This window comes from Shinella zoogloeoides, from assembly GCF_030733845.1.
GTDB classification, from domain to species: Bacteria; Pseudomonadota; Alphaproteobacteria; order Rhizobiales; family Rhizobiaceae; genus Shinella; species Shinella zoogloeoides_C.
In genome coordinates this window covers 779546-805106 of the sequence record NZ_CP132311.1, presented here as the reverse complement: position 1 = coordinate 805106, position 25561 = coordinate 779546, and the positions used below count along the sequence as shown (strand labels likewise).

Genomic DNA, 25561 nt, shown 5'->3' with positions numbered 1-25561 from the left:
CGTAAAACGGGAGAAGGAAGCGCGAGGCACCGTTCCTCCCTGTCGGAAGTGGCGATGATGGGACGAAGCGCGTGCCGCCTCCCCCTTCGTCCCGCTTGCGGGGAGAAGGTGCCGGCAGGCGGATGAGGGGCCAGGCGTCACACGAGAGAGAACAGCGTCATGCAGAACGCAGACTACATCATCATCGGTTCCGGATCGGCCGGTTCGGCGCTGGCCTACCGGCTGTCGGAGGACGGCAAGCATAGTGTCATGGTGCTGGAATATGGCGGGTCGGATATCGGGCCATTCATCCAGATGCCGGCGGCGCTGGCCTGGCCGATGAGCATGAAGCGCTATAACTGGGGCTATCTTTCCGAACCCGAGCCGCACCTCAACAACCGGCGCATCACCGCGCCGCGCGGGAAAGTGCTGGGCGGCTCGTCTTCCATCAACGGGCTCGTCTATGTTCGCGGCCATGCGGAGGACTTCAACCGCTGGGAAGAGCTCGGCGCGCAGGGCTGGGCCTATGCGGACGTGCTGCCCTACTACAAGCGCATGGAGACCTCGCAGGGCGGCGAGGCCGGCTGGCGCGGCACGGACGGGCCGCTGCACGTGCGGCGCGGCCCGGTGACGAACCCGCTGTTCCACGCCTTCATCCAGGCCGGCAGCCAGGCGGGTTTCGAGCTGACGGACGACTATAACGGCTCCAAGCAGGAAGGCTTCGGCCTGATGGAGCAGACCATCCACAACGGCCGGCGCTGGTCGGCGGCGAACGCCTATCTGCGTCCCGCCATGAAGCGGCCGAACGTCTCGCTGGTACGCTGCTTCGCGCGGAGGATCGTCATCGAGAACGGCCGCGCGGTCGGCGTCGAGATCGAGCGGAACGGCAAGGTCGAGGTGGTGAAGGCGAACCGCGAGGTTATCGTCTCGGCCTCGTCCTTCAACTCGCCGAAACTCCTGATGCTCTCCGGCATCGGCCCGGCGCAGCACCTGAAGGACATGGGCATCGAGGTGAAGGTGGACCGGCCGGGCGTCGGCGCCAATCTTCAGGACCACATGGAGTTCTATTTCCAGCAGATCTCCACCAAGCCGGTCTCGCTCTATTCCTGGCTTCCGTGGTTCTGGCAGGGCGTGGCGGGCGCGCAGTGGCTGCTCTCCAAGGGCGGGCTTGGCGCCTCCAACCAGTTCGAGGCCTGCGCCTTCCTGCGCTCGGCGCCGGGGCTGAGACAGCCGGACATCCAGTACCACTTCCTGCCCGTCGCCATCTCCTACGACGGCAAGGCGGCGGCCAAGAGCCACGGCTTCCAGGTGCATGTCGGCTACAACCTGTCGAGATCGCGCGGCAACGTCACCCTGCGCTCGTCCGACCCGATGGCCGATCCGCTCATCCGCTTCAATTATATGAGCCATGAGGAAGACTGGGTGAAATTCCGCCACTGCGTGCGGCTTACCCGCGAGATCTTCGGCCAGAAGGCCTTCGACGATTTCCGCGGGCCGGAAATCCAGCCGGGCGAGAGCGTCCAGACGGACGAGGAGATCGACGCCTTCCTGCGCGAGCACCTGGAGAGCGCCTATCACCCCTGCGGCACCTGCCGCATGGGCGCGGCGAGCGACCCGATGGCCGTGGTGGACCCGCAAACCCGTGTGATAGGCGTCGAGGGCTTGCGCGTCGCGGACAGCTCGATCTTCCCGCACGTCACCTACGGCAACCTCAACGCCCCCTCGATCATGACCGGCGAGAAGGCGGCAGACCACATCCTCGGCAAGCAGCCGCTGGCCCGCTCCAACCAGGAGCCCTGGGTGAACCCGCGCGCGGCGGTGAGCGATCGGTAGGCATTTTGCCGCCCGCCCCATCGACAAGCTGCCGCCGTCTTACGGAAGCTCGTTGGTGTAATTGCCAACAAGGCCGAGTGATGGTATAAACGCCAACATGAAAGCGACGTGCCTCCTCAATGAACGGCGACAGATCGGTGACACGATGTTCGCTCAGATGGTCATTTGGCAAGTACCCACCCCGTTGCGCGGCAGCCGTCACCTCTTCAAGTATCGCCTGGCCTTCGTTGTCGATGGCGTTTGTGTGATGCGCTACGATAACGAGGCAGGCAAGGGAGACCACATTCACTTCGGCGCAGAAGAACATCCGTATGTCTTTAGCAGCGTCCGCAAGCTGCTGCTGGATTTCAGGGCCAACATGAAAGGATGGATTGATGAACACACTCACGATTAGGCTTCAGAGCTACGAGAATATGATCGCAGAAGTCGAGCGCAATTCGGCATCGGCGGCCAAGGGCGAGGGCGGCGATGCACAGCCTACTTTCAGTTTCGAATCGTGGGAGGCGATGCACCGGACGCTGGCGCCCAAGCGGACGGAGATCGTCATGGCGATGGCCGGCCGGGGCTCGCTCACCGTGCGCGAGGTGGCGAAGCTGGTGAACCGCGACATCAAGAACGTTCACGGGGATCTCGACATGCTGGTGAAAAGCGGCGTGGTCGACAAGACCGAGGACGGCTTCGCCTTCCCTTACGACCGTATCCACTTCGAATTCGACATGGAGGCCGCCGCCTGAACACGGCCGGCCTATAATCTACTATTTTTGTAGAATAATATCAAAGCCTTCTCCGGCGGCAGGATTTCTGCCTGCGGGCGAAGATGGAGAGATATTTGCTCTTCGGCCTTACGCTTTGGAAATCCGTTTTGCTGTCTCCCCTCCGCCAAGCCTGCGATAATCCGGCAAATTCTCGCAAAGGCTTGGAAACGGAATGACTGCTCTTACCGGAAACGGGACTGCGGAAGCCCTGAACGACAAACTGGCCGGTCTCGACCTTGCCGGGCGCCTTGCGCTCGTGGCCGAGCTTGGCGGGCGTGTCGTCTTCACCACCAGCCTCGGCATCGAGGACCAGGTCATCACCGCCGCCATCGGCACCGGGCGCCTTAGCATCGATGTCGTGACGCTGGAGACGGGCCGGCTGTTCAAGGAGACCGTCGAGCTCATCGACGAGACCGAGGGCCAGTACGGCATTACCATCACCCGCTATGCGCCCGTACAGGACGACATCGACGCCTATGCGGCGACGTATGGCCTCAACGGCTTCTACGAGAGCGTCGAAGCCCGCCACGCCTGTTGTGGCGTGCGCAAGCTGAAGCCGCTTGCGCGCGCGCTCGAAGGGGCATCCTTCTGGATCACCGGCCTGCGCCGCGGCCAGTCCGGCAACCGCGCCGATACGCCCTTCGCCGAGTACGACGCGGAGCGGAACCTCATCAAGATCAACCCGCTGGCCGACTGGGACATCGCGCGCATCAAGGCCTATGTCACCGAGAATGCCGTGCCGGTGAACGCGATGCACAATCGTGGCTACCCCTCCATCGGCTGCGAGCCCTGCACGCGCGCCATCAAGCCGGGCGAGCCCGAGCGCGCCGGCCGCTGGTGGTGGGAGAACGACGAGAAACGCGAATGCGGCCTGCACGTTGCCGAGGCCGCCGCTTCCCCCATCCCGGCCCCTAGCGCCGCCTGAAAGACACCCGCCCCTCCCAAGGCGCCCCATCCGGAGTAGAGTTCAAAATGTCCGATATCCGTCACGAAACGGAAGCCAAGCAGAACGCACCGCACAAGCCCCCGCTCGATCCGCACCTGAAGGCGCTGGAAAACGAAGCGATCCACATCTTCCGCGAGGTCGCCGCCGAATTCGAGCGTCCCGTCATGCTCTATTCGATCGGCAAGGACTCTTCGGTCCTGCTGCACCTTGCACGCAAGGCCTTCTATCCTGGCCGCGTTCCCTTCCCGCTGCTGCACGTCAACACGGGCTGGAAGTTCGCCGAGATGATCGCCTTCCGCGACAATATCGTGAAGGAATACGATCTCGACCTCATCGAGCACGTCAACCCGCGCGGCGCGGCGGAGAACGTCACGCCCTTCTCCCATGGTTCGGCGCTCTATACCGACATCATGAAGACGGAATCGCTGCGCCAGGCGCTCGACGCCGGTAAGTACGACGCGGCCTTCGGTGGCGCGCGGCGCGACGAGGAAGCCTCGCGCGCCAAGGAGCGCATCTACTCCTTCCGCACGCCTGATCATCGCTGGGACCCGCGCAACCAGCGCCCGGAACTGTGGAACGTCTATAACGGCATGATCCGCCAGGGCGAAAGCGTGCGCGCCTTCCCGCTCTCCAACTGGACCGAGGTCGACATCTGGCGCTACATCCAGGCCGAGGACATCCCGATCGTGCCGCTCTATTTCGCGAAAAAGCGCCCCTATGTCGAGCGTGACGGCATGATGATCATGGCCGAGGATCCGCGCCTCGAACTGCTGCCCGGCGAGGTGAAGCAGGAAGGCGTCATCCGCTTCCGCACGCTCGGCTGCTTCCCGCTGACCGGCGCCATCCGCTCCAACGCCGAAACGCTCGACGACATCATCGCCGAGCTGGAGACTGCCACCGTCTCCGAACGCCAGGGCCGCGCGATCGACCGCGACCAGTCCGGCTCCATGGAAAAGAAGAAACGCGAAGGGTATTTCTGAGATGACCGTTTCCGCCACCGCAACCGCCGAGGTTCTTCCGCTCGGAGAACCCGCCCTTGGTCAGGCTCGGGCGATCCGCGATTCCCGCCCGCTTCGCCTCATCACCTGCGGCTCGGTCGACGACGGCAAGTCGACGCTGATCGGCCGCCTGCTCTGGGACACCAAGGCCGTCAAGGAAGACCAGGCCGCGACGCTCCACCGCGACAGCGGCAAGCAGAACGATCTCGGCCTGCCCGATTTCGCGCTACTGCTCGACGGCCTTCAGGCCGAGCGCGAACAGGGCATCACGATCGACGTCGCCTATCGCTATTTCTCGATGGACCGCCGCTCCTTCATCGTCGCCGATACGCCCGGCCACGAGCAGTATACCCGCAACATGGCGACCGGCGCCTCGACGGCGGACCTTGCCGTGCTCTTGGTCGATGCCCGCGCCGGCATTCTTGAGCAGACGCGCCGCCACGCCACCATCGCCTCGCTGATGGGCATTCGCCAGTTCGTGCTCGCGGTCAACAAGATCGACCTGACGAACTACGACCGCGCCCGCTTCGAGCAGATCACCCACGACTTCCGGGAATTCGCGCTGACGCTCGGCGTCAAGCAGATCACCGCCATCCCCATGTCGGCGCTGAAGGGCGAGAACGTCGTCTATGACGGCAGCAAGGCCATGCCCTGGTATGACGGCCCGACGCTGGTCGAGACGCTGGAGAAGGCCACCACGCGCTCCAACCAGACGGTCGGCTTCCGCCTGCCGGTGCAGCGCGTCTCGCGCCCCGGCGAGAGTTTTCGCGGCTATCAGGGTACGGTGGCCGGCGGCTCGGTCAAGCCGGGCGATTCGGTCGTCGTGCTGCCCTCGGGCATGGTCGCGAACGTCACCAAGATCGTCACCTTCGACCTCGTGCGCAACGCGGCCGTCGCGGGCGATGCCATCACGCTGGTGCTCGACCGGCAGGTGGATGTGTCGCGCGGCGACATGATCGTCGCCATCGACAGCCAGCCGATGACCGGCCGCGGCTTCGACGCGCATCTCGTCGCGCTGCAGCCTGATGGCATCGAGCCCGGCAAGCGCTACTGGCTGAAGAGCGGCTCGCGCCGCCAGCGCGTCAGCATCGAGCCGATCAGCCAGCTCGACCTCAAGACCTCGAAGTGGAATGCCACTGAAAAGCTCGGCATGAACGCCATCGGCAAGGTGCACCTGACCTTCGACGAGCAGGCGATCTTCGACACCTACGAGCATAACCGCACCACCGGCGCCTTCATCCTGATCGATCCCGACACCAACAACACGGTGGCCGGCGGCATGATCACGGGGCGCCGCTCGGAACTCGGCGGCATTCACAAGGACGACCAGCGCGTCCTCTTCTCGCTGCCCGCAGACCTTGCCGAGAAGATCATGGCGACTGAGCTTTTCGCCAACCGCCGGCAGAACATCGACGTGCGCCACACGAGCGCCGGCCGCGCCGCGGATATCCTGGCGGACCTCGACGAGTAGCCGCCGTTCTCAGGATGCAGAAAAGGGGCCGAAAGGCCCCTTTTTGGTATTTTCCGTCTCGAATCCCGCTCAGAAGAAGAAGTACCAGAGCAGGAGAACGAGGAAGAGCGGTACGCCCATCAACCAGAGAATCAAAGCCCGAGCCATCGAAGTTTCCTTTCGTCATTGCGTTGACGGGGAAATGTGCGGCGGCGCGATTTGTTCCGTCAGCGATCGATGATGAAGGGCGCCGAAGCGCCCTTGCGATCAGCGGGCCGGGGCTTCGACGCCGTCGGCTTCCTCGCCGTTCGGCACCTGCGCGAAGTAGTTGGCGATCAGCGCGCCGGAAATATTGTGCCAGACGCTGAAGATGGCGCTCGGCACGGCGGCGACCGGCGAGAAATGCGCATTCGCCAGCGCGGCGCCGAGGCCGCTGTTCTGCATGCCGACCTCGATGGCGATCGCCTTACGCTTGGCCACAGAAAGGCCCGTGACGCGGGCGGCAAGGTAGCCGAGCAGGTAGCCGATGCCGTTGTGCAGCACGACGACCGCGAAGATCATCAGGCCGGACGAGGCGATGGCCGGCTTGCTGGCGCCGACGACGGCGGCCACGATGAGCACGATGCCGATGACGCTGACGAGCGGCAGGGCGGGAACCGCAGCCTTCACGATGCCGGGCACGAGCTTCTGCAACAGGAAGCCCAGCGCCAGCGGCAGGAGGATGACCTTCACGATGCTGACGAACATCGCCATCGCATCGACCGGCAGGAACTGGCTGGCGAAGAGCCAGACGAGGAAGGGCGTGACGATCGGCGCGGCGAGCGTCGTCACGCTGGTGCAGGCCACGCTGAGCGCGACGTCGCCCTTGGAGAGATAGGTCATGACATTGCTGGAAGTGCCGCCCGGGCAGCAACCGACGAGGATGACGCCCGCCGCGACTTCCGGCGACATGGGGATGATCATCGTGAGGATCACGGCGATCAGCGGCATGATGAGGAACTGCGCCGCCACGCCGATGGCGACGTCCACCGGCCGCCGCGCCACTTCCCTGAAGTCGTCGAGGGAGAGCGTCAGGCCCATGCCGAACATGATGATGCCGAGCAGCGTGACGATATAGGGCGTCAGTTGCTTGAAGGTATCGGGCAGCAGGAAGCCGAGCACGGCAAAGAGGATGACCCAGAGGGCGAAGGTCTTTCCGACGAAGGCGGAAAGAGAAACGATGGCTTTCACGGTTTTACTCCACGTATTGACGTGCGCACGGCCTACGCTTCGCAGCCATGCATTTCAACCCGCGAAAACTGGCTAGAAATTACGCTTTCCGCCCTATCCCCGAAAGATTGCATTCCTTGGGTCGCGCGCGGCGAAACTTTCGGGAAGCTATGGGCGACGGCCAAGCAGCGAGGTCAATCCCGCTTCTCCTTCGAGCCGTCCTTTTGCGAACCGCTTTCCTCGCTGCCGATCTCGATCTTGCCGAGGATGAACAGCACGACGAAGCAGGCGAAGGTGGCGAAGGCGGCCACGAACCAGTAGCCAAGGCCGACCGAGAGCCCGACGGCACCGGCAAGCCACATGCCCGCCCCCGTCGTCAGCCCCTTCACCTCGCCCCTGGAGAAGACGATCATGCCGGCCGCCAGGAAGGCGACGCCGGATGTGACGGCCTCGATGACGCGCAGCGGATCGATCCGCACCTGCTCGTCGGAAAAGCCCGCCATGTGCACGCTCTCGATGGAAAGCAGCGAGAAGACGCAGGCCGAGAGCGCCACGAGGATGTGCGTGCGCAGCCCCGCCGGATGGGACTGGTATTCCCTCTCCGCCCCGATGACGGCCCCCAGCAGGATCGCCCCCACCATGCGGGCCAGCATGACCGGATAGGGCACTTCAGTCTCGGGAAAGAGGTCGGCGAGTATCTGTTCCATGGCGACGGAAACGGGCGAACCGCAAAGCGGTTCCCGCAGGAGAACGCCGGAAAAGAAAAATTTCCCGGCACCGGAGCACTTTCCCCAAGCCGGTGGATTTTTTTGATATTTTGCGCTTGTCGAAACGAAAAGCCTGTTCTATAGGATGCCCCGCTGGTCACGGAGTGTAGCGCAGTCTGGTAGCGCACCACGTTCGGGACGTGGGGGTCGAGTGTTCGAATCACTCCACTCCGACCAGCGGAAATCCTTCTGGATTTCAAAAAAAATCCCGAAACCTCCGCACAATCAAGCCTCTGGAAAGACCGTCGTCGCGTGGACGCGTGCTTTGCCCGCCTGACGATCAGACGGCAGGTTTTGTGGGAGCGCCCTGCCCGTCAGATCAGCAGCATCAGCGGCGGGATGCCCAAGGCGAGTAGGCTGGCCAGCGTTCCCAAGACGAAACGCAGGAGCGTGCGGTCGTATTCCCTCTGTTTTTCTGTCTGCACTGCCATTTCGAGCCTCCTTGCGCTCAATGGCCGACGACGACGATAGAGGAAGTACGCCGCACCCGGATTGTTCCCCGATCCCGGAAACCGCCCCGGCCCCCGGATCGATGGCGCGACACACGTCCTGCGGGAACATGGTGCGCCTCAAGAGTAAAGGAAGTGCTCATGGAGCCGGCGTGGGCGGCGGATTGGCGAACTGTTGCAAATCCGCAAGTTTCGGCGCCCTTCGGTTGGGGACGGCCGCAAAGTTGGCGTGGCCGGCGATTCCCCTTTTGCGCGTGCTGCGCTATGGCGAATCGAGGCTTAATCCCCGAGTCCCGGAGAACGGCCGCACGAAGTCCGAGGAAATCGCACCCATGACGTCCCGCATCGCAATTCTGGCAGGCCTCGCCCTTGCCCTCACCGCATGCACCACCGCAACCGTCGCGTCCAACCCGCTGCAGGCCCGCTGGAACGGCAAGGCCGCCGGCAGCTTCTTCGCAGCCTACGGCCCGCCGCAATCCGACATGGCCGGTTCGGGCGGCTCGACGCTCTACAAGTGGCGCGGCGGCTATGCGAAGGGCAAGTCCTGCACGGTCGAGCTGACCGTGAACGACGCCTACCGCATCAACAATATCCGCGCCGTCGCCGATCGTGTCGATCCGAAGGGCGGCCCGACGCATTGCGAGAAGGTTCTCGACGCGGCCGGCGAAGAGAAGTAAGCGCCGGCCGAGGCCGATCGTTCCGGGGCCGCGCGGCAACGCGCGGCCTTTTTTCCTGGGAGGAGAGCATGGACGAAGACCGCCTTTACCACGACCCGGCGCTGGCCGATTTCTACGATCTGGAAAACGGCTGGGAGCGGTCGCCGGACTTCGCCTATTGCCACGCGCTGGCGCAGGACGCGGCAAGCGTGCTCGATCTCGGCTGCGGCACCGGCGCGCTGGCCGTGGCGCTTTCCGGAGGCCGTACGGTCGTCGGCGTGGATCCGGCCGCGCCCATGCTCGACATTGCCCGCCGCAAGGCCGGCGCGGACGGCGTGGACTTCATCGAGGGCGATGCGCGCACGCTGCGGCTCGGCCGGCGCTTCGACCTCGTCGTGCTGACCGGCCATGCCTTCCAGGTCTTCCTGGAAAAGGAAGACCGCCGCGCCGCGCTTGCCACCATCGCCGCGCATCTTGCGCCCGGCGGCCGCTTCATCTTCGACAGCCGTAATCCCGCCTGCCGGGAATGGGAGGAATGGAGGCCGGAGCAATCCATGCGTCTCGTCGAGCATCCCCGTTTCGGCACGGTCGCCGCGTGGAACGACGTCGCCTGCGATGCCGCGACCGGCATCGTCACCTACGAGACCCATTACGAGATCCGCGCGACGGGCGAACGCCTTTCGGCAGCCTCCCGCATCGCCTTTCCGGAAAAGGCGGAACTGGAGGCGCTGATTGCCGAGGCCGGCCTCAAGGTCGACCGATGGCTCGGCGACTGGGAGGGCAATGCCTGGCAGCCAGGCGCCGGGGAACTCATCCCGCTTGGCACCCTCGCCTGACGCGTACTGAAGCAAGCACGCCAATTCCATAGGAAAATCGGGGTGCCACCATCCCCCTTCTCCCCTCGGGGAGAAGGTGCCGGCAGGCGGATGAGGGGGATGCCGAAGGCAAAGGGACAACGTTTCCCGCCGTATCACCCCCTTGCATGTTCATTTTGCATTGATTGCTTGATGATCGATGCGCACTCCGGCGGATGGCCATCCGCCGGAGTGCGGACGGTCGGGACCGCGACCCCCTTGGCTTGAACCGGGGATGAGCTTGGTCCGGCCGTCCTTCGCGTTTGTCCTGAACAGATGATGGGGAGCAAGTCCCGCATGCAAGGCAAGGTATCGTCAAAACCAAACGCGGCACCAGTTTATGTCGGTGTCGATGTCTGTAAAGAGTGGCTCGACATTCATTTGCATCCGCTGGGCCGCGACCTCAGGCTCGCCAATGGCAAGGCCGGGCTGCAAGCGCTGAAGCGGCTACTGCGCGGGCTGCAGCCGGCCTCTATCGTGATGGAGGCGACGGGCAAGTTTCACCGACTGGCCCATCGCAGTCTGCATGAGAGCGGCTTTCCGGTCGCTATCGTCGATCCGTATCGCGCCCGCATGTTCGCCAGAGCCTGCGGCCACTTGGCCAAGACCGATCGGCTGGATGCCCGCTTTCTCGCCATTCTCTCGCAAATGCAGCAGCCAGCGCCCACCGCGCCTCCCGACAAGCTTCTGGAAACACTTGGCGAACTGATCAATGCGCGCTGCGCGGCCGCAGCCGATCTGGCGGCGCACAAGAACCGCCTGAAAGCGACGGATAGTGCTTTCCTGCGCCAGCAGCTCGGCAAGCTGGTCATAGCCTTGCAGCGGCATATCGAAAGCTTGGACAAGGAGATCGCCCAGCGCATCGCCGAGGATCCCGAGCTTTGCCGCAGAGTGGAAATCCTGACCTCCGTTCCCGGCGTCGGCGCCGTCACGGCTCATTGCCTGGTCATCGGCCTGAGCGAGTTGGGGCACTGCAATGCCAAGCAGGCGGCCATGCTGGCCGGCTTGGCGCCGATCGCCAACGACAGTGGCGCGCGCCAGGGGCAGCGCTCGATCAGTGGCGGCCGCAAGACGCCGCGCAACGCCCTCTACATGGCGGCGCTGTCGGCCTGCCGCTACAATCCGGATATGAAAACCTTCGCCACACGGCTGAAGGACAACGGAAAGCAGGCCAAGGTCGTTCTCACCGCCGTCATGCGAAAACTCGTCGTCCTCGCCAACACGCTTCTTACCCAAAATCGATGCTGGACGCCAAATCCACCTTGACCTTCAACACAGATGCTCATCCGACCCTTCGGGCCACCTTCTCCCCGAGGGGAGAAGGGAAAGCGGCAGCGCTCTGTAAGAAAATACCTCGCCCCTCTAAACGGAACGCATCAGCCCGCCATCGACACGCAGGTTCTGGCCGGTGATGTAGCCGGCGCCCTCGGAGGCGAGGAAGGCGACGGTGGCGGCGATCTCCTCCATCGTGCCGTAACGCTTCATCGGCACGCTCTCGCGGCGCTCCTCGGTGCCCGGCAGGCTGTCGATCCAGCCCGGCAGCACATTGTTGATGCGCACATTGTCGGCCGCGTAGGTATCGGCGAAAAGCTTGGTATAGGCGGCAAGGCCGGCGCGGAAGACGGCGGAGGTCGGGAACATCGAGGAGGGCTCGAAGGCCCAGGCGGTGGAGATGTTGACGATGGAGCCGGACTTCTGCGCCTTCATGATGGGCGCCACCAGCCGCACCGGGCGGATGACGTTCATCAGGTAGGTGTCCATGCCCTTGTGCCAGTCCTCGTCGCTGATCGCGGTGATTTCGGCGCGCGGGCCATGGCCGGCGCTGTTGACGAGCACGTCGATGTGGCCGAAGGTCGAGACAGCGAGGTCGACCAGCGCCTTGAGGTCGTCGTTCGACTGGTTGGAGCCGGTGACGCCGAGGCCGCCCAGTTCCTTGGCCAGCGCCTCGCCCTTGCCGGAGGACGACAGGATCGCCACCTTGTATCCGTCCGCTGCGAGCCGCTTTGCCGCCGCCGCGCCCATTCCGCTGCCGCCGGCCGTGATGACCGCCACCTTGTTCGTGCTCATTTAATATCTCCCGTCTTGCGTTGTGCGACGGTGATAACACCATCTGCGGGCCGGAACGAAGGGCCTTGCGCAAGAACGCACCGGCTTTTGGCGACGCCCTTAAGGCGAGAAGCCCGCCGGAAGGTCCGGCGGGCTTTATCGTCGATCAGTCCAGCAGGTCGGCCGGGACCTTGCCGCCGTTGTCGGCGAGCGCCTTCATCAGCGCCTTGTGCAGCCAGACGTTCATCGTGGCGGAATCGTTCTTGTCGCCGGTATAGCCGAGCTCGTCGGCCAGTTCCTTGCGGGCGGAAAGGCTGGAATCGAGATCGAGCGCCTTCATCATGTCGACGATGGAGCGGCGCCAGTCGAGCTTCTGGCCGTTCTTCTTGACCGCCGCGTCCATGATGGCCGCGACGTCCACCGGGGCGCCCGACGAGGCGGCCGTCTTGTTCTCGGCCGGCTGCGTCACGGCCTCATTGCTGGCCGTCGTCGGCGTCGCCGAAACATCGGCCGTTACCGGCTTTGCGCTGCCGGCCGTGATCGTTTCGCTTGCGGCGGTTTCCGCAGGCTTTTCCTGCTCTGCCTTGCCGAAGAGCTTTTCCTTGATGGAACTGAAGATACCCATATCCGACTCCCTGTTGAATCCCAGCCGGCCCTGACCCGGCGTGACGAGATAATAGGGGCATCGCCCGTCATTTCAATGAAGCATGTCCGCAATTCCTGCTGGCGGACGAGAAAGCCTGCAACGCAGGCATAGTCCAGCGTGCGTGGCGCCAACGAGATGATGCTTGTTTTTGGAAAACCATGGCTGGGGCGCCAGGATTCGAACCTGGGAATGCCGGTACCAAAAACCGGTGCCTTACCGCTTGGCGACGCCCCACCATGGCGGGAGCCTGATAGCAAAGCGGGGCGGCGTGGACAATGCCTATGTTCCCTTTCGCGCGATTATTCTCTTCGCCCTGCCCTATTGCACAGGTGCGCGGCGGCTTGGCGCTTGGCAGGCCCGGTGCGCGGCGATAGGGTCCGGCCGGAAACCTTTCCTTCACGAGGAGCCGCCATGTCCCAGTTCCGCGCCCGCCCGCCGGCCGTGCCCACCGTTCTTCTCGACGATGCGGTGGTGCGCGTCACGCGCTGGGATTTCGAGCCGGGCGCCGATACCGGCCATCATGTGCACGGGCTCGGCTATGTCGTGGTGCCGATGACGGATTGCGATTTCCTGATCGAGGAGGACGGCGGCGAGCGGCGGGTGCACAGCAAGACCGGCGCGGTCTACCGTCGCGAGGCGGGCGTGGCGCACAATGTCGTCAACGGCGGCGACAAGCCGATGAGCTTCATCGAAATCGAATACAAGTGACCCTGCCCTTGAGCGACAAAGACGAAAGCCCCCGTTTCGACCTCGAATTCCAGCCGGCCTATGGCACGGCCGTGCCGGTGGGCCCGCGTGTGCAGCGCCTCACCGTCAACAATCCGAGCCCCTTCACCTTCCACGGCACGAACAGCTACATCGTCGGCGGGCGCTCGGTGGCGGTGATCGATCCCGGCCCGGAGGACGAGGCGCACTTCCAGGCGCTGATGGCGGCGCTCGCCGGGCGCGAGGTGACGCATATCGCCGTCAGCCACACGCATCGCGACCACTCGCCGCTCGCCCGCCGGCTGAAGGCCGAGACCGGCGCGATCGTCGTGGCGGAAGGCCCGCACCGCGCGGCGCGGCCGCTGCATGCCGGCGAGAGCAATCCCTTCGCCGAAAGTTCCGACAGCGACTTCGTGCCCGATGTGACGCTCGGCCATGGCGATACGGTCGAGGGCGACGGCTGGGCGCTGACGGCGCTGCTGACGCCCGGCCACACGGCCAACCATGCCGCCTTCGCGCTCGACGGGTCCGACGGCATCGTCTTTTCCGCCGACCATGTCATGGCCTGGGCGACGACCATCGTCGCGCCGCCGGATGGCTCCATGGCGGACTACATGGCCTCGCTCGAACGGCTGCTGGAGCGGGACGACCGGCTCTACCTGCCCGGCCATGGCGGACCGGTGAGGGAGCCCGCCTCGTTCCTGCGCGGGCTTCGCACCCACCGGCGCATGCGCGAGCGGGCGGTGCGCGAGCGCATCCGCGCGGGCGACCGGCTGATATCGGACATGGTCAAGGTGATCTACCGCGAGACCGACCCGCGCCTGCACGGCGCGGCCGCGCTCTCGGTGCTGGCGCATCTGGAAGATCTCGTGGCGCGCGGCGAGGTGGTCACCGAGGGGCCGTCGTCGCTCAAGGGGCTCTATTTCCCCGCGCCGGGGCTCTGATCAGTCGCCGGCAATGCCGAGCAGTTCGGCATCCAGCGCCTTGAGGTAGCCTTCCACCAGTTCGGCGCCGATGCCGAGGTCGTGCGGCCCGTAGCGCGAGGCGGCACGCATGTCGACCAATGTCGTCTCCGCTTCCTCGCGCAGGCGGATGACCACGTCGAAGCGGAAGCCGAAGACCGGCGAGCGCCATTCGCCCTGCAGGAGCACGTCGCCGACGCCGCCGATGCGCGGGATGAGCGGTGTTTCGAGCGGACGGGCCTCGGGGATCGGCACCTCGCCGACCGCCTCGGCGCTCCGCGCCGCCTTGTTCGGATCGACCACAAGGTCTTCGAGATCGGCAAGGATATTGTCGAGCCCGTCTTCGGCGGTGACCGTGATGCCATAGGCGGCCGCGACCTTGCGCACGCCCTGGTAGACGCGGTCGAGCGCGCCCTCGTAGCGCCGGCCGGACAGGCCTGGATAGGCCGCCAGCTGCACCTCGCGGTCGCGCGGCGTCACCACGCCGGCGCGCGGCAGCCAGTCCTGCTCGGCCGAGGGGACGGCAAGCCAGGGCGGCGCGGCAGCGGTGTCCGTCGTCACGTCGTAGAGCGCCGGCTTGTAGAAATAGGAATAGGCGGCCGCCGCCGCGACGCCGAGCGGCAATAGCGAGAGCAGCAGCGCCATGAACGACGCCTTGCCGCCCCGCGCGCCGACATGCCAGAGGCGCTCCAGGCCGATCGCCGCCAGCAGCACGGCAAGCCCGGCCATCGCCATGGCAAAGCCGGCAAGCACGAGGAAATGCGGCGTCGTCAGCGGGCCGAAGCGGTGCGACAGCACGACGGCGACGAACAGCAGGCAGGAGAACAGCGCCAGGCGCCGCGCCCAATGCGCCGCATGGGAAACGGGCCGTTCGTACTGGATCGTGATCGCCATGGCCTCACCGAATGCTCGCGGCGCCGCTGCCGCCCTCCTTCCCTAGCGCAGGGCGAGGGATTTTTCCACCGGCCCGGTGCGGCGACGGGACCAGGCTATTTTCGCCGTTGCACGCGCAAATTTCTTGCGTGCCGTAAATCTGCCACACTCGTTAACGAGCTTTATTAGACGGGGGTATTTTGTCTTCATGCGGTTTCGCATGCTTTCACCGGAATTGACGAAGGAGAAGACGATGTTGCCGACGCAGACCGCCGCCGACACACCGGTCGCCACCACCGCGGGCGAGCCCGCCCTGCCGCTGGAGCTGCTGGAGCTCGAACTCTCGCTCGACGGTTTTTCCGGGGATGAGGAAAGCTTTGCCGCGGCGGTGCGCATGGCGGCCGACCAGCTCGGCGGCGATTTCCTCTTCGACCTGCCCGCCTCCGGCCTTGCGGAAGATTGCCTGCGCATCGCGGCGCTGCGCGTGCCGAAGGGCGAGGACGGCGTGCTCGAAGTGGTCTTCGCCCTGCTCGATGCGGAAGGCGCTGCCATCAGGGTGGAAAACCCCGACGAGAAGACCGAGGGCCTGAAGCGCTTCGCGGACGCCTTCATCGACGTGCTCGAACGCATCTGAGGCCTTGCCGACGCGCGCCGAGGGGCCTATCTCCAGGGCGCGCAACAGTTCGCCCGGAGCCAGCATGTCCACGATGTTTCCAAGACTAGCCGCCCTCGCCGCCACCGCCATGCTTCTGGCCGGATGCCAGACGGCGGAGGAAATCCGCGCCAACGACGAGAACCGCTGCGTTTCCTACGGCTTCCGCCCCCGCACCGACGCCTTTGCCGCCTGCCTGCAGCGTATCGATCTCGACCGCCGGGAAAGCCTGCGCCAGTCGAGCCGCGACGCGCTGTTCATGCCGCAGCCCGTCATCATCGTGCACGAGCGGCGGCACTGAGGCGGTTCAGGCCTTTGCCCTACCGCAAAAGCGCTACGCACTTTTGCCGGAATTGCCGTTGAAGGCGGCCTGCGCCGCCGCAAGCCGCGCGATCGGCACGCGGAAAGGCGAACACGAGACGTAATCCAGCCCCGCCTCCTCGCAGAAATGGATCGAGGCCGGGTCGCCGCCATGTTCACCGCAGATGCCGAGCTTGAGGTCGTTCCGCGTGCGCCGGCCGCGCTCGGCGGCGATGCGGATGAGTTCGCCCACGCCGTCGAAATCGAGCTGCACGAACGGGTCCTGCTCGACGATGCCCTTCTGGATGTAGGTCGACAGGAACGCCGAGGCGTCGTCGCGCGAGATGCCGAAGGTGGTCTGCGTCAGGTCGTTGGTGCCGAAGGAGAAGAACTCGGCCGATTCGGCGATGACATGGGCGCGCAGCGCCGCGCGCGGCAGCTCGATCATCGTGCCGGTGAGGTATTCGATGGGAACGCCGCTTTCGGCGATCACCGCCTTGGCGACCGCCTCGATGCGCTCCTTCACGTAATCCAGCTCCGCCTTGAGGCCGACGAGCGGCACCATGATCTCCGGCACGACGGCAGCGCCCGTCGCCTTGGCCGCTTCCGCCGCCGCCTCGAAGATGGCGCGCGCCTGCATCTCGGCGATCTCCGGATAGGAAATCGCAAGGCGGCAGCCGCGATGGCCGAGCATGGGGTTGAATTCGTGCAGCGTATCGACGCGGCGGCGCAGCACGGCCTCGTCGATTTCGAGCGCCGCCGCCACTTCGGCGATCTCCTCGTCGCTCTTCGGCAGGAATTCGTGCAGCGGCGGATCGAGCAGGCGGATCGTCACCGGCAGGCCGTGCATGATCTCGAACAGTTCGGCGAAGTCCGAGCGCTGCATGGGCAGCAGCTTGGAGAGCGCCGCACGGCGGCCGGCCTCGTCCTCGGCAAGGATCATCTCGCGCATCACATTGATGCGGCTGCCCTCGAAGAACATGTGCTCGGTGCGGCAGAGGCCGATGCCTTCCGCGCCGAAGGAGCGTGCGGCACGCGCATCCGCCGGGGTCTCGGCATTGGTGCGCACCTTCATGCGGCGGGTGCGGTCCGCCCATTCCATGATGCGGCCGAAATCGCCCGAAAGCTCCGGCTGGAGCATGGGGATCTCGCCCTTCAGCACCTGGCCGGAGGACCCGTCGATGGTGATGACGTCGCCCTTCCTCAGCGTGATGCCCTGGGCGATCAGGAGTTCGTTGCGAAGATCGACGCGCAGCGTGCCGGCGCCGGAAACGCAAGGCGTGCCCATGCCACGCGCGACGACCGCCGCGTGGCTCGTCATGCCGCCACGGGTGGTGAGGATGCCTTCAGCGGCGTGCATGCCATGGATGTCTTCCGGGCTCGTCTCGATGCGCACGAGGATGACCCTGCGGCCTTCCTCCTCCGCCTTCACGGCCTCTTCCGAGGTGAAGACGATCTCGCCGGTCGCCGCGCCCGGCGAGGCCGGCAAGCCGGAGCCAATGACGTCGCGGCGCGCGCGCGGATCGATGGTCGGGTGCAGGAGCTGGTCGAGCGAGGCGGGATCGATGCGCGCCACGGCCTCGCCCTCGCTGATCAGCCCCTCGGTCGCCATGTCGACGGCGATGCGCAGGGCCGCCTTGGCGGTGCGCTTGCCCGAGCGGGTCTGCAGCATCCAGAGCTTGCCGCGCTCGATGGTGAATTCGAGGTCCTGCATGTCGCGGTAGTGCTGCTCCAGCCGGTCGCAGATGCCGCGGAACTCGGCGAAGGCCTCCGGCATCAGCTTTTCCAGCGACGGCCGGTCGGAGCCGGACGCGATGCGCGCCTCCTCGGTGATGTTCTGCGGCGTGCGGATGCCGGCGACTACATCCTCGCCCTGCGCGTTGACGAGGAATTCGCCATAGAGCTTGTTCTCGCCCGTCGAGGGATTGCGCGTGAAGGCGACGCCGGTGGCGGACGAATTGCCGAGATTGCCGAAGACCATGGCCTGCACGTTGACGGCGGTGCCCCAGACGGCGGGGATGTTGTGCAGCGTGCGATAGGTGATGGCGCGGGCGTTCATCCAGCTGGCGAAGACGGCGCCGACCGCGCCCCAGAGCTGGACTTCCGGATCCTGCGGGAAGTCCTCGCCCAGTTCCTCGCGGATGATCTCCTTGTAGCGGGCAATGACGTGCTGCCACTCGACGGCGGAAAGCTCGGTATCCTGCTCATGGCCGAGCCGGCCCTTCTCGTCTTCCAGGATCTCCTCGAAGACCTCGTGGTCGAGGCCCATGACGACGTCGCCATACATCTGGATGAAGCGGCGGTAGCTGTCCCAGGCGAAGCGCGCGTCGCCCGCATCGTGGCCGAGCGCCTCGACCGTGCGGTCGTTGAGGCCGAGGTTCAGCACCGTATCCATCATGCCGGGCATGGAGGCGCGCGCGCCCGAGCGCACGGACAGCAGGAGCGGCTTGGCCATATCGCCGAAGATGCGGCCGGTGATCGCCTCCATCTGGCGAAGGCCGGCGCGGACCTGATCCTTCAGGCCCTCCGGCAGGCTGCGGCCACTTTCGTAATAATGGTTGCAGGCGGAGGTGACGATGGTGAGGCCGGGCGGCACCGGCAGGCCGAGATTGCACATTTCGGCAAGGTTCGCGCCCTTGCCGCCAAGCAGATTACGATCGCCCGCGCTGCCTTCGGCGCGGCCTCCCCCGAAGGTATAGACCCACTTCTCCATCGACGCCTCCCCAAATGCGTTAGCGCAATCTACAGGAACTGCATCCCTTTGAAAACGCGGCATGACAGGATTTTTGCTGCACTGCGTCAAAATTACGACGGCGATGCAATATCAGAGAGAAAAAATAAAGCCGTGCTCCCTCGGGAACACGGCTGCGGTCGATTTGACGGTGCGTCAGTTTTCCTCGATGGAAAGCCCCTGCTCGTTCACCCGGATTTCGACGCCATCGGGCTTCTTCTCCTGCTGATAGGCATAGTAGGAGAACCCGGCCACCACCACGACGAGGGCGCCGATGATCATGTAAAGTGCATCTCTTCTCACGTTTTGTCCCCAATTCCACTGGCGCCTGCAGGAACGTGCAGGCACCTATAAATGCATCAGGGCGCGTTTTGTTCCCTGGCGTCGCCGGTCAGCATGTCCTGCAGCTTGTTGCGCAGGCTGTCATATTGCGGCTTGCCGACGGTATCCTTCAGACCATGCGTCGTCGCATGGAAACCCAGCGCACGATACGCCTCGAACTGCTCCTCGGAGAAGAACTGGTCGCCGGTCGATTCATGCGGGAAGCGCGGATAGCGCTTCTCGTAGTCGAGCACATAGGTGCTTTCATCGCCGGTCATGGACGCCTTGATATAGAGGAGCACGCCTTCCTTGGCCGGCTTGATCACCTCTTTCTTTTCGTCGCAGAGCGCGGGATAGAAAATCTGGCCGATCACCGCGTGCCCATGCGCCGGCGCCTTGTAGGAAAGGACATCCGCCTTCTTCAGTTCCGCCTGCCGCTTCAGGACGGCCTCGCGGATCGAGGCGACGGGCACCTCCATCCGGATGCCGAGATCGATGCGGGCAAAGCGCTCGACATCCACGAAGGAGGCGAAGGTCATGGCCGGGTCGGCCTCCGCATCGGACACAATGATCAGGTCACAGCGGCGCTTCAGCAACTGGTAGAGACCCAGATTGTCGATATGGCCGCCATCGGAGACATAGACCTTCGGCCGCTTCTCATCGAGCAGCTTGAACATCTCGAAAAAGAGGTAGGGAAGCTTCCAGTCATCCATCGACACCTTGCGCTTGTCGCCGCCGATCACGAGGCGGTTCGGATTGCGCAGCCAGTAGGCAAGGCGGACATTGAGCAAGGCGAGCGTCGGCGCGACAAGCGCGATCCCCGCCCTTCCCATGGCGGAGGAAACGGCAGCGCCCGAGATCGCAACCGCCGTGGCGAGATCGAGCGAGGTTTCGACCTTCTGATAGTCCTCCGTCGGCACATATTGCGTGACGTCCGACCCGACATGCCGGGGCGTGAAGGTGAAGAAATCGGCATCCCGCGCCCGCTTGTTGCGCTGCGAATGCTGGATGTTGACGGCGGCGTTGATGATGAGCTGCGGCCGCAGCGGCTCGCTTTTCTCATCGTCGCCAAGGGTGGCAAGTTCCGAGAGCCTGTAGCTCTTTTCACCATCTCCAAGATTGAAGGCGTCGTTCAGCCGGTCACGGTAGAGGCGGTGGAGGGAGTTGGCATTCTCCGTGAAGAGACTGCCCACCATGAACAGCACCATGAAAAGGGCCAGATAATCGGTCGCGATACGATAAACACCGAGCTTCAGCGCCGTCATATGCGGTGCGAGTATCCAGCATAGGAACAGGGTCAACACCAGCAGGAAGACGATTGCCGCCGCCGAGCGGAGAACCTCGCCCTGCCGGGCATTGCCACCCCTCCACCACGCACTATTGAGCAGCGTCTCGCCGAGCGGTCCGATCTTCGCGGACCAGTGGGCGACGGAAATCAGCAACCACAATGGCAGCAGAAGGAACCAGACCACCCCGAGAAGATCCTGCGCGATGACGAAAAGCGCCGGGACATCGCTGCCCAGCGCAAGCACGACCGTCCAGAGATAGAGCACATAGATCAGCAGCGGCAGCGCGGCGGCGAGCAGGACGAGCACGAGGCCGCTCACGAGCTTGTCGAAACGCGCGCGCCATGGGCCGTTCTTGTCGGCCGCCTGCATGTAGCCGACGAGCTTGCGCCAGAAGAAGGTGAGAAGGACATTGCCGGAAACGAGCGCGAACACCGAGGTCTGGAACGAGAACCAGCCCTTGAATATGCCGCCGCTCTGCCGCCACTCCAGCAACTTGGCAAGCAGCGGCGCCTGCAATTCGCAGAGGAAGACGGCAAAGAGCACAAGGAGGAACCCGGCGATGAACTTCGCCCATTTGGATCCCGGATCCGAATGATCGCTGTCGCCGCGCGCGGTCGAGCGTACCAGGGCCCACAAGATCAGCGAAAGGACGAGGACCGCGGCCAGGATCTTCGTCAGGACGAACCAGGTTCCAAGATAGGCCTTGTCGGGGACCTCCCAGCGAAGAACGGAATAGACCCACGATTTGCCGAGCAGATCCGCCTTCGGATTGAAGAACAGCGTGACGGCAGCGGCGAAGAAGATCGCGGCCGCGATCATGACGGCGTTGACCGCAAGGCCGCGCAGGATGATCGCCAGGGAGACGATGAGGTCGAACTTGCCGTTGGGCATCAGATAGCGGCTCTTGTCGCGCAGTTCCCGCACCTCGGCATTGTCGCCGATCTCGTTCGCGCCCATGCCGAGTCGGTTCGTGGTGTCGTCCATGCCGAAGGGAAACTTCCCGCCGCGCCGCTTGATGCCCGCGATGAGCGCCGCGCCGGTATAGCCGCCGCCCGATACCGTCGAAAGAAAGTCGATCCTGGGGAATATGTCACGCGCATTCAGCGCCTGAAGCACGCCGAGGCTGAAGGCGGCCGAACGGATGCCGCCGCCGGAGAGCGAGAGGCCGGTCTCCCTATGCGGTTTTGCCGCATCGGCGGCGTCGGACGCCGCTTTCGTCTCTATCTCCGGGGCGCCGGCGACCTCCTGGCGCTCCTGCGTGAAGACGGTATTGAAGTTCTGTGTCTCGACCTTCCTGCCGGTCTCCTGAGACGTCTCCACCGTTCCGGCCGGCCCGTCCTCGTTCTCCGGATCGGCACCACCAACGACAACATCCGCCATGATACCCTCCCGCAAAGACGCCGGTCCCGAGCGTCGGGAAAAGCGTATGCCAGCGCATCAGAATTACAAGTTGCATTTTAGATTGCCGTCGCCCCGAAGAGGGTAGGCGCATAACGCCGGACTAGACGGCCTCGCGCAGTTGCTCGGCGGTCTGCAAATCGACGGAGACGAGCTGGGAGACGCCCTGCTCGGCCATGGTGACGCCGAAGAGGCGGTTCATGCGGGCCATGGTGATGGGGTTGTGGGTGATGATGACGAAGCGGGTCTCGGTCGAGGCGGCCATCTCGTCCATCAGGTTGCAGTAGCGCTCGACATTGTGGTCGTCGAGCGGCGCGTCCACCTCGTCCAGCACGCAGATCGGCGCGGGATTGGTGAGGAAGACGGCGAAGATCAGCGCCATGGCGGTCAGCGCCTGCTCGCCGCCGGACAGCAGCGTCATCGTCTGCGGCTTCTTGCCGGGCGGGCGGGCGAGGATTTCGAGGCCGGCATCGAGCGGGTCCTCGCTCTCGATCAACTGCAATTCCGCCGTGCCGCCACCGAAGAGATGGGTGAAGAGGCGCTGGAACTGCACGTTGACCACGTCGAAGGCGGCGAGCAGCCGCTCGCGGCCCTCGCGGTTGAGGCTCTGGATGGCCGAGCGCAGCTTGCGGATCGCCTCGACGATATCCTCGCGCTCGGCGACGAGGGCGTCGAGCTTTTCCGTCAGCTCCCTCTGCTCCTCCTCGGCGCGCAGGTTCACGGCGCCCAGGCGCTCGCGCTCCATTTTCAGCCGGTCGAGCTCGCGTTCGCGCTCGCGGGGCTCGGGCAGCGGGGCATCGGCCGGATGGCCGGTGAGCCGCAGCGCCTCGTGCGGCGCGCAGGACAGCGCCTCGCGGATGCGCGTCTCACCCTCGATGCGGCGCTCGCGGGCCGAAACCAGTCGCTCCTCGGCACGCCCGCGGGTCTCGCGGGATTCGGCAAGCTGCGAGAGGGCTGTCGTCGCCACGCGGTCGGCCTCGCGCTGGCGGTTCTCGGCTTCCTGCAACGCATCGGCGGCATCGCGGCGGGCGGCTTCGGCATTGCTGAGGCCGGTCAGGAGTTCGCGGCGCTTTTCCTCGATCTCGTCGGGGGCCTCGGCAAGCTCCTCCATTTCCTCGCGCGCCTCGCTTTCGCGCTCGCGCAGCGTGGCGATATGGTTCTCGGCGTTGCTCGCGCGGCCGCGCCAGGTCTCGCGCTCGGCGGCGATCGACATCAGCCGGCGGCGACGGTCGGCCATTTCGCGGGCAAGTCCGTCATGGGCGGCGCGTGCTTCGGCAAGCGTCGCGCGGTCGGTCGCCACGTCCATGGTGTGCGTGCGAAGGCTGAGTTCCAGATCGGCGACGTCGGGCGCGTCTTCCAGCGCAGCGCGGGCATCCTCCAGGGAGACGGCCGCCTCCTCCACCTGCGCCTCGATCTGCGCGCGCGTTTCTGACAGCACCGCGCGGCGGCGGATGAGGTCGCCCGCGGCGCGCTCGGCGGCTTCCAGCGCCTCGCGGGCCTCGGTGAGCGTCCGCGCCGCGCCGCGCTGGGCCTCGCGGGCCTGTTGCTGGCGCTGCGTCTCGGCGCGGATCGTCTCGCTCGCGCGGGCAAGGTCGGCCTCGGCATCCGCAAGGGCGGCGCGGGCGTCTTCGAGTTCGGTCTCCAGCTCGGCGAGCCGGTTCTTCTGCTCGAGGCGGAGCGCGGCGGCGCTCGGCGCATCCGCGCCGGTGACATGGCCGTCCCAGCGGAAGACCGCGCCCTCGCGGGTGACCAGCCGCTGGCCGGCTTTCAACTGCGCCAGCAGGGAAAGCGCCTCTTGCGCGCTGCCGGCAACGCCGATCTGGGCAAGGCGGCGGTGCAGCACCTCCGGCGCGCGGACATGGGCATTCAGCGCGGAAACGCCCGCCGGCAGGGCGGGGTCGCCCGCGGCATCGCCCGACAGGCGCCAATGCGCGGGCGCGGAGACATCGGCGGGCGAATCGAGATCGTCGCCAAGCGCCGCGCCGAGCGCGGTTTCATAGCCACGATCGACATGCACGTCCTCGACGACGGGCGCGAAGGAGCCGCCGGTGCTGCCCGCCTCCAGCATGCGGCGGATGGTGCGCGCCTCCGTCTCGATGCCGGCAAGGCGCGCGCGGGCTGTATCGACCGGGCCGCGCAGCGTCGTTTCGTTGAAGCGGGCCTCCTCCAGCGACTCCTCTACGGCGACGAGCATCTCGCCGGCCGCTTCCAGCGCCTCTTCCGCCTGCAGCACGGTGGCGCGGCGTTCTTCCGGGTCGGGCAGCGCGGCGATGCGCGCGTCCATGTCGCCCAGTTCGCGCGCCTGCGCATCGAGCTGCTGGCCGAGCCGCAGGTGGCGCTCAAAGAGGTCGCGGATCGCCTTTTCGAGTTGGTTGCGCACCGCCTGCGCTTCCGCCCGCTCGGCGGTGACAGCGGCAAGGGCGGCTTCGCTTTCGGCAAGTTTCGCGGCGGCCGCGTCCATGGTCTCGCGGGCTTCCTCGGCGCGCTCGTCGGCCTCGGCGAGGATATCGCCGATCTCCTCCTCTTCCGCCGTCAGCCGCGCCAGCACAGCGGCATTGTCGGCCACCATGCGCTCCTCGCGAACGATGTCCTCGGCAAGCTGGGCGAGACGGCGGGTGAGTTCGTCGCGGCGGCGCAGCAGCCGGGCGGAATCCTCTTCAAGCTGCGCGCGGGCGATCTGCAGGCGCTGCAGCACGGCGGCGAGCTTGGCCTCGTTCTCGCGCAGTTCCGGCAGCTTGAGGCTGGCGACGGCCTGGTCCTTGGCGGCCTGCATCTGCGCGTTCGCCCGCTCGGCGACGAGCGAGGTCGCCTGGTTGAGCTGGCTTTCCGCCTCGCCCTCTGTCTCCTTGGCCTGCACCCAGCGGATGTGCAACAGCATCGCCTCGTGGCGGCGGATATCGGCGGAGAGCGCCTTGAAGCGGTTCGCCTGGCGCGACTGGCGCTTCAGGCTCTCGATCTGGCTTTCGAGCTGCGAGGTGACGTCGTCGAGCCGTTCGAGATTGGTTTCGGCGGCGCGCAGGCGCAGCTCGGCCTCGTGGCGGCGCGAATGCAGGCCCGAAATGCCGGCCGCCTCTTCGAGAAGCTGGCGGCGCGCCTGCGGCTTGGCCTGGATGAGCTCGCCGATGCGGCCCTGCCCCACCATCGAGGGCGAGCGAGCGCCGGTCGAGGCGTCGGCGAAGAGCAGCTGCACGTCCTTGGCGCGCGCCTCCTTGCCGTTGATGCGGTAGACCGAGCCGTTCTCGCGCTCGATGCGGCGCGTCACCTGGATCTCGTCCTCGTCGTTGAAGGCGGCGGGCGCGGTGCGGTCGGAATTGTCGAGATAGAGGCCGACTTCGGCGGTGTTGCGCGCCGGGCGGTTGCCGGAGCCCGAGAAGATGACGTCGTCCATGCCGGACGCGCGCATGTTCTTGTAGGAGTTCTCCCCCATCACCCAGCGCAGCGCCTCGACGAGGTTCGACTTGCCGCAGCCGTTCGGCCCGACGACGCCGGTCAGGCCGCGCTCGATGACGAATTCGGTGGGCTCGACGAAGGACTTGAAGCCGAGGAGGCGGAGCTTGGTGAATTTCATGCGGCTTCCTTCGCCGGAAAGGCGCATGAAGACCCTCTCTGCCTGCCGGCATCTCCCCCACAAGGGGGGAGAAAGGCTAGCAGCCTGCTTTTCCCTAAACCTTGAATGCCGAGGGTGCCGCGCGTTAAGTCCCTCCCCCTTGTGGGGAGGGGTTGGGGAGGGGTCTTCTTCCCA

The 25561-nt window shown here is 65.5% G+C and carries 22 protein-coding genes and 2 tRNA genes; 14 read left to right on the top strand and 10 right to left on the bottom strand.

The features are described from left to right. Positions 1-159 precede the first annotated feature (159 nt). From betA to cysN, 6 genes are all read left to right on the top strand, one after another. Entirely contained in the window at positions 160-1812 is a 1653-nt protein-coding gene (betA, locus tag Q9316_RS04900) for a choline dehydrogenase (protein ID WP_306034114.1), read from the top strand. Positions 1813-1957: 145 nt separating this feature from the next. Further along, positions 1958-2206 carry a toxin-antitoxin system TumE family protein gene (locus Q9316_RS04895; RefSeq protein ID WP_306034113.1) on the top strand — a complete coding sequence of 83 codons (249 nt, stop codon included), beginning with the start codon at positions 1958-1960 and terminating at the stop codon, positions 2204-2206. Next, on the top strand, positions 2187-2546 hold the full coding sequence (locus Q9316_RS04890) for an HVO_A0114 family putative DNA-binding protein (protein WP_306034112.1): 360 nt from the start codon (positions 2187-2189) through the stop codon (positions 2544-2546). The genes Q9316_RS04895 and Q9316_RS04890 overlap by 20 nt, the downstream gene beginning before the upstream one ends. 193 nt (positions 2547-2739) lie before the next feature. Further along, positions 2740-3492 carry a phosphoadenylyl-sulfate reductase gene (locus Q9316_RS04885; protein WP_306034111.1) on the top strand — a complete coding sequence of 251 codons (753 nt, stop codon included), beginning with the start codon at positions 2740-2742 and terminating at the stop codon, positions 3490-3492. A 47-nt stretch (positions 3493-3539) separates the two neighbouring features. Continuing rightward, positions 3540-4493: a sulfate adenylyltransferase subunit CysD gene (cysD, locus tag Q9316_RS04880; protein WP_306034110.1), complete on the top strand. Its 954-nt coding sequence runs from the start codon at positions 3540-3542 to the stop codon at positions 4491-4493. A gap of 1 nt (position 4494) precedes the next feature. Beyond that, a complete protein-coding gene (gene cysN / locus Q9316_RS04875) occupies positions 4495-5982 on the top strand; it encodes a sulfate adenylyltransferase subunit CysN (protein WP_306034109.1) in 1488 nt (495 codons plus the stop codon). 246 nt (positions 5983-6228) lie between these two features. On the opposite strand, the gene Q9316_RS04870 is transcribed toward cysN, so the two are convergent. Together Q9316_RS04870 and Q9316_RS04865 are read right to left on the bottom strand one after the other, a co-directional pair. Next, entirely contained in the window at positions 6229-7191 is a 963-nt protein-coding gene (locus Q9316_RS04870) for a bile acid:sodium symporter family protein (RefSeq protein ID WP_306034108.1), read from the bottom strand. Between the two features lie 173 nt (positions 7192-7364). Beyond that, positions 7365-7877: an MgtC/SapB family protein gene (locus Q9316_RS04865; protein ID WP_306034107.1), complete on the bottom strand. Its 513-nt coding sequence runs from the start codon at positions 7875-7877 to the stop codon at positions 7365-7367. A gap of 160 nt (positions 7878-8037) precedes the next feature. On the opposite strand from Q9316_RS04865, the gene Q9316_RS04860 reads away from it, so the two are divergent. The 4 genes from Q9316_RS04860 to Q9316_RS04845 all read left to right on the top strand — a co-directional run bounded on the left by Q9316_RS04860 (position 8038) and on the right by Q9316_RS04845 (position 11162). Continuing rightward, positions 8038-8114: transfer RNA gene (locus tag Q9316_RS04860), tRNA-Pro, on the top strand. 604 nt (positions 8115-8718) lie between these two features. Then, positions 8719-9063 carry a hypothetical protein gene (locus tag Q9316_RS04855; protein WP_306034106.1) on the top strand — a complete coding sequence of 115 codons (345 nt, stop codon included), beginning with the start codon at positions 8719-8721 and terminating at the stop codon, positions 9061-9063. Between the two features lie 68 nt (positions 9064-9131). Then, a complete protein-coding gene (locus Q9316_RS04850; protein WP_306034105.1) occupies positions 9132-9878 on the top strand; it encodes a class I SAM-dependent methyltransferase in 747 nt (248 codons plus the stop codon). 315 nt (positions 9879-10193) lie between these two features. Next, complete coding sequence (locus tag Q9316_RS04845; RefSeq protein WP_306034026.1) at positions 10194-11162, top strand: IS110 family transposase; 969 nt, start codon at positions 10194-10196, stop codon at positions 11160-11162. Positions 11163-11258: 96 nt separating this feature from the next. Here the strand turns inward: Q9316_RS04845 and Q9316_RS04840 are convergent, their stop codons facing one another. From Q9316_RS04840 to Q9316_RS04830, 3 genes are all read right to left on the bottom strand, one after another. Next, positions 11259-11963, bottom strand: a complete 705-nt coding sequence (locus Q9316_RS04840) for an SDR family oxidoreductase (protein WP_306034104.1) — start codon at positions 11961-11963, stop codon at positions 11259-11261. A 145-nt stretch (positions 11964-12108) separates the two neighbouring features. Next, positions 12109-12567, bottom strand: a complete 459-nt coding sequence (locus Q9316_RS04835; protein ID WP_306034103.1) for a DUF3597 domain-containing protein — start codon at positions 12565-12567, stop codon at positions 12109-12111. 180 nt (positions 12568-12747) lie between these two features. Next, positions 12748-12822: transfer RNA gene (locus Q9316_RS04830), tRNA-Gln, on the bottom strand. Positions 12823-12999: 177 nt separating this feature from the next. Here Q9316_RS04830 and Q9316_RS04825 point away from each other — a divergent pair. Continuing rightward, positions 13000-13296, top strand: a complete 297-nt coding sequence (locus Q9316_RS04825) for a cupin domain-containing protein (RefSeq protein WP_306034102.1) — start codon at positions 13000-13002, stop codon at positions 13294-13296. 8 nt (positions 13297-13304) lie between these two features. Continuing rightward, positions 13305-14237, top strand: coding sequence for an MBL fold metallo-hydrolase (locus Q9316_RS04820; protein ID WP_306034101.1), 933 nt, complete (start codon positions 13305-13307; stop codon positions 14235-14237). Here the strand turns inward: Q9316_RS04820 and Q9316_RS04815 are convergent, their stop codons facing one another. Further along, positions 14238-15143 carry a DUF1499 domain-containing protein gene (locus Q9316_RS04815; RefSeq protein WP_306035214.1) on the bottom strand — a complete coding sequence of 302 codons (906 nt, stop codon included), beginning with the start codon at positions 15141-15143 and terminating at the stop codon, positions 14238-14240. A gap of 238 nt (positions 15144-15381) precedes the next feature. Here Q9316_RS04815 and Q9316_RS04810 point away from each other — a divergent pair, with 238 nt between their 5' ends. Further along, positions 15382-15762, top strand: coding sequence for a hypothetical protein (locus tag Q9316_RS04810; RefSeq protein ID WP_306034100.1), 381 nt, complete (start codon positions 15382-15384; stop codon positions 15760-15762). Between the two features lie 64 nt (positions 15763-15826). Further along, positions 15827-16081: a hypothetical protein gene (locus tag Q9316_RS04805; RefSeq protein ID WP_306034099.1), complete on the top strand. Its 255-nt coding sequence runs from the start codon at positions 15827-15829 to the stop codon at positions 16079-16081. 33 nt (positions 16082-16114) lie between these two features. Here Q9316_RS04805 and ppdK read toward each other — a convergent pair whose 3' ends face one another. The 4 genes from ppdK to Q9316_RS04785 all read right to left on the bottom strand — a co-directional run bounded on the left by ppdK (position 16115) and on the right by Q9316_RS04785 (position 25387). Next, positions 16115-18793, bottom strand: coding sequence for a pyruvate, phosphate dikinase (ppdK, locus tag Q9316_RS04800; protein WP_306034098.1), 2679 nt, complete (start codon positions 18791-18793; stop codon positions 16115-16117). A gap of 174 nt (positions 18794-18967) precedes the next feature. Then, positions 18968-19114, bottom strand: coding sequence for a hypothetical protein (locus Q9316_RS04795; protein WP_306034097.1), 147 nt, complete (start codon positions 19112-19114; stop codon positions 18968-18970). Positions 19115-19170: 56 nt separating this feature from the next. Continuing rightward, positions 19171-21801: a patatin-like phospholipase family protein gene (locus tag Q9316_RS04790; RefSeq protein ID WP_306034096.1), complete on the bottom strand. Its 2631-nt coding sequence runs from the start codon at positions 21799-21801 to the stop codon at positions 19171-19173. 121 nt (positions 21802-21922) lie between these two features. Then, positions 21923-25387, bottom strand: a complete 3465-nt coding sequence (locus Q9316_RS04785; protein WP_306034095.1) for a chromosome segregation SMC family protein — start codon at positions 25385-25387, stop codon at positions 21923-21925. Positions 25388-25561 lie beyond the last annotated feature (174 nt).

Excerpts from the sequence above, each read along its gene's own strand:
- ppdK (WP_306034098.1), bottom strand. The coding sequence starts at position 18,793 with ATGGAGAAGTGGGTCTATACCTTCGGGGGAGGCCGCGCCGAAGGCAGC.
- cysN (WP_306034109.1), top strand. The coding sequence starts at position 4,495 with ATGACCGTTTCCGCCACCGCAACCGCCGAGGTTCTTCCGCTCGGAGAA.
- Q9316_RS04840 (WP_306034104.1), bottom strand. The coding sequence starts at position 11,963 with ATGAGCACGAACAAGGTGGCGGTCATCACGGCCGGCGGCAGCGGAATG.
- Q9316_RS04895 (WP_306034113.1), top strand. The coding sequence starts at position 1,958 with ATGTTCGCTCAGATGGTCATTTGGCAAGTACCCACCCCGTTGCGCGGC.
- Q9316_RS04785 (WP_306034095.1), bottom strand. The coding sequence starts at position 25,387 with ATGAAATTCACCAAGCTCCGCCTCCTCGGCTTCAAGTCCTTCGTCGAG.
- Q9316_RS04790 (WP_306034096.1), bottom strand. The coding sequence starts at position 21,801 with ATGGCGGATGTTGTCGTTGGTGGTGCCGATCCGGAGAACGAGGACGGG.
- Q9316_RS04810 (WP_306034100.1), top strand. The coding sequence starts at position 15,382 with ATGTTGCCGACGCAGACCGCCGCCGACACACCGGTCGCCACCACCGCG.
- Q9316_RS04885 (WP_306034111.1), top strand. The coding sequence starts at position 2,740 with ATGACTGCTCTTACCGGAAACGGGACTGCGGAAGCCCTGAACGACAAA.
- Q9316_RS04835 (WP_306034103.1), bottom strand. The coding sequence starts at position 12,567 with ATGGGTATCTTCAGTTCCATCAAGGAAAAGCTCTTCGGCAAGGCAGAG.
- Q9316_RS04865 (WP_306034107.1), bottom strand. The coding sequence starts at position 7,877 with ATGGAACAGATACTCGCCGACCTCTTTCCCGAGACTGAAGTGCCCTAT.
- Q9316_RS04890 (WP_306034112.1), top strand. The coding sequence starts at position 2,187 with ATGAACACACTCACGATTAGGCTTCAGAGCTACGAGAATATGATCGCA.
- Q9316_RS04845 (WP_306034026.1), top strand. The coding sequence starts at position 10,194 with ATGCAAGGCAAGGTATCGTCAAAACCAAACGCGGCACCAGTTTATGTC.
- Q9316_RS04805 (WP_306034099.1), top strand. The coding sequence starts at position 15,827 with ATGTCCACGATGTTTCCAAGACTAGCCGCCCTCGCCGCCACCGCCATG.
- Q9316_RS04850 (WP_306034105.1), top strand. The coding sequence starts at position 9,132 with ATGGACGAAGACCGCCTTTACCACGACCCGGCGCTGGCCGATTTCTAC.
- cysD (WP_306034110.1), top strand. The coding sequence starts at position 3,540 with ATGTCCGATATCCGTCACGAAACGGAAGCCAAGCAGAACGCACCGCAC.
- Q9316_RS04855 (WP_306034106.1), top strand. The coding sequence starts at position 8,719 with ATGACGTCCCGCATCGCAATTCTGGCAGGCCTCGCCCTTGCCCTCACC.
- Q9316_RS04825 (WP_306034102.1), top strand. The coding sequence starts at position 13,000 with ATGTCCCAGTTCCGCGCCCGCCCGCCGGCCGTGCCCACCGTTCTTCTC.
- betA (WP_306034114.1), top strand. The coding sequence starts at position 160 with ATGCAGAACGCAGACTACATCATCATCGGTTCCGGATCGGCCGGTTCG.